The organism is Roseateles sp. (assembly GCF_052436255.1).
GTDB lineage: Bacteria > Pseudomonadota > Gammaproteobacteria > Burkholderiales > Burkholderiaceae_C > Pelomonas.
In genome coordinates this window covers 1-3,023 of record NZ_JBQVNP010000275.1, presented here as the reverse complement: position 1 = coordinate 3,023, position 3,023 = coordinate 1, and the positions used below count along the sequence as shown (strand labels likewise).

The window sequence follows — 3,023 nt, the reverse complement described above, 5'->3', positions numbered from 1 at the left end:
GTCACCCGCCGGCTGGGCGGCCGCACCGACACCGCGCTGGCGGTGGCCGACCTGCGCCTGGACCCGGCCACGCGCGAGGTCACGCGCGCCGGCCGGCCCATCCTGCTGTCGGCGCGCGAGTTCGCGCTGCTACAGGCCCTGCTGGAGCGGCCCGGTGCCATCGTGTCGCGCGCCCAGCTGGAGGACCGCCTCTACGGCTGGGGCGAGGAGCTGGAGAGCAACGCGATCAGCGTCTACATGCACCAGCTGCGCAAGAAGCTCGGTGCCGACCTGCTGCACACGGTGCGCGGCCTGGGCTACTACGCGGGGCCTGAGAAGGGCGGCGCGGCCGCGGTCTGAGCCGCGCGGGTTGCACGCGGCGTAGCGCCGGCGCATGGCTCAGGGCTCACGCGCCCCGCGCGGCACTGACGAGATCGGCCACCACCAGCACCAGCTCCGCCAGGTCGAACGGCTTGGCCAGATGGGCCTGGTAGCCGGCCAGCAGCGAGCGCTTGCGGTCCTCCGCACGGGCGAAAGCGGTCAGCGCGAGCGCCGGAATGCGGCGGTTGCCCTGCTCGGCCGCGCGCACCGCCCGCATGAACTGGTAGCCGTCCATCTTTGGCATGCCGATGTCGCTGACGATGACCGTCGGCTTCGTGCTCTGCAGCGCCGTCAGCGCATCCTCGGCGCACGAGAAGGCGGTCACTCTGACGCCCTGGTTCTCGAAGACCCGGCACATCAGCTCGCGGACGTCCGACTCGTCGTCGATCAGGAAGGCATGCACGCCTTCCAGATTGGGCAGGGTGACGGAGAAGGTCGCGCCGAGATTCTCGCCCTGGCTTGCCGCGCGAATGCTGCCGCCATGCAGTTCGACCAGCTGCTTGCAGATGGCCAGCCCGAGGCCCAGGCCGCCGAAGTTGCGGGCCGCGGTGCCGTCGTGCTGGGTGAAGCGCTCGAACACATGCGGCAGGAAGCTCGGGGGGATGCCGATGCCGGTGTCGCTGACGCTGAGCTCAATGTGCGAGTTGACGCGCTGCAGCAGCACCTGGATCTGGCCGCCTTTGGGCGTGAACTTGATCGCGTTGGTGAGCAGGTTCCACACCACTTGCTGAAACCGCGCAGGATCGGCGCTCACCAGCGACTCGACCGGCTCCAGCAGCGCCTGCAGGCGCAGGCCCTTGGCTTCCGCGGAGGGCCGGGCGGAGTCGATGGCCGCCTGCACGATCGGCGCGACCTGCACTTGCTGGATCTCCAGCCGCGTCTTGCCGCTGACGATGCGGCTGAGGTCCAGCAGATCGTCAATGAGCTGTGCCTGTGCCCGTGCATTGCGGTCGATCACTTCATGCGCGCGCTGCAGCTGCTGGGCGGGCAGCGATGCGCCCTTGTGCAGCAGGATCTGGCTCCAGCCGAGGATGGCGCTCAACGGCGTGCGAAGCTCGTGCGACAGCGTCGCCAGGAACTCGTCCTTGATGCGCACGGCGTGCTGGGCGGCCATCCGCGCGCTGCGCTCCGCCTGCAGGATTTCGTCGCGCTGCCGGCTCTGCTGCTCCGCTGCCTCGACCCGCTTCTTCTCGGTCAGGTCGCGGGTCAGCTTGGCAAAGCCGAGCAGGCGGCCGGTGTCGTCGCGCAGCGCCGTGATGGTCACGTTCGCCCAGAACTGGCTGCCGTCCTTGCGAATGCGCCAGCCTTCGTCGACGAAGCTGCCCTTGGCGGTGGCCTCCAGCAATTCATGCTCGGGCCAGCCGGACTCGCGCGCCTGCGCGGGATAGAACCTGGAAAAGTGCTGGCCGATGATGTCGTCGGCGGTATAGCCCTTGATGCGCTCGGCGCCAACATTCCAGGTGGCGATATTGCCGTTGGGGTCGAGCATGAAGATGGCGTAGTCCGCCACGCCTTCGACCAGCAGCCGAAAGCGTTCCTCGCTGCGCCGCAGCTCTTCTTCGTGAGCGCGGCGCTGGGTCAGGTCGCGCGTGACCTTCGCAAAGCCCACCAGCCGGCCGTCCGGCTCGCGCATCGCCGTGATGACGACATTGGCCCAGAAGCGGGAGCCGTCCTTGCGCAAGCGCCAACCCTCGTCCTCGAAGGAGCCCGAGCTGGAGGCGACCTCCAGCTCGTGTTGCGGCAGATCCCGGGCCAATGCCTCCTCCGGGTAGAACGTCGAGAAGTGGCGCCCGATGATTTCATCCGGCAGGTAGCCCTTGAGCCGCCGCGCGCCCGCGTTCCAGGTCAGGACATAGCCTTTCGGGTCCAGCATGAAGATGGCGTAGTCCCGGACGCTCGCCACCAGCAACCGAAAGCGCTCGTCGCTTTGGTGCAACTGATCCGCAGCATCGCTTGTCTCTTGGTTTGTCATGCCTGCTCGTGCCACGGGCCCCGCTCCTGTACCGGGGCGGATTGTGGGCGGGCAGGGCGGCCCGATACGTAGGTCAAGGCCGACATTTGCAGCGCCGCTCGGCCGGGCTGAAGCGCCGCCGGGGGCCGAGCTGCCGCTGTCTGCGGCGAGCCGCCCCCGGGGTTGCGCAGCAGGGCGTGCGGCAGGGTTCGAGGCGGCAGAATTCGGCAGCCATGCGTCTGTTGCCTGCCCAAGCCCCGCCCGATCGGATGCCCCCAAGGGGTGTCGGCGTGACCCTGCTGACCACGCTGCGCGGCCGCCTGTTTGCGCTGTTGGCGGTGTTGGGCGCCGTGACGGCCGCGGCGGTGGCCGGCGCGACCTACTTCAGCGTGCGCGCCGAGGCCGATGCGCTGTTCGACTACCAGCTGCGCCAGACCGCGCTGTCGCTGCGCGACCAGGGCCGCATCGCCGGCGACGAGGCGGCGGCGCTGGCCGACCCGGGCCTGGACTACGTCGTGCAGATCTGGTCGCTGCAGGGGCTGCAGCTGTATTCCAGCCGGCCGCGCGGTCTGACGGAGCCGCTGCCGGGGCGGGCGGTGCTGGGCTTTTCCAACCTGCGCCTGGGTGGGCAGGACTGGCGGGTGTTCGGCGCGGCCACGCCGCTGCGCGTGGTGCAGGTGGCCCAGCCGCTGGCGGTGCGGCAGCGGCTGGC

At 69.8% G+C, this 3,023-nt stretch carries 3 protein-coding genes; 2 read left to right on the top strand and 1 reads right to left on the bottom strand.

Annotated features, from left to right (window positions below; genetic code table 11):
- Window positions 1-339 (top strand): winged helix-turn-helix domain-containing protein (locus tag ACT6S0_RS27420; RefSeq protein ID WP_444766889.1); only part of this gene is annotated, 339 nt, incomplete at its 5' end.
- A gap of 46 nt (window positions 340-385) precedes the next feature.
- Here ACT6S0_RS27420 and ACT6S0_RS27415 read toward each other — a convergent pair.
- On the bottom strand, window positions 386-2,332 hold the full coding sequence (locus ACT6S0_RS27415; protein WP_444766888.1) for a hybrid sensor histidine kinase/response regulator: 1,947 nt from the start codon (window positions 2,330-2,332) through the stop codon (window positions 386-388).
- A 269-nt stretch (window positions 2,333-2,601) separates the two neighbouring features.
- On the opposite strand from ACT6S0_RS27415, the gene ACT6S0_RS27410 reads away from it, so the two are divergent.
- On the top strand, window positions 2,602-3,023 hold a 422-nt coding region (locus tag ACT6S0_RS27410; RefSeq protein ID WP_444766887.1), incomplete at its 3' end, for a sensor histidine kinase N-terminal domain-containing protein.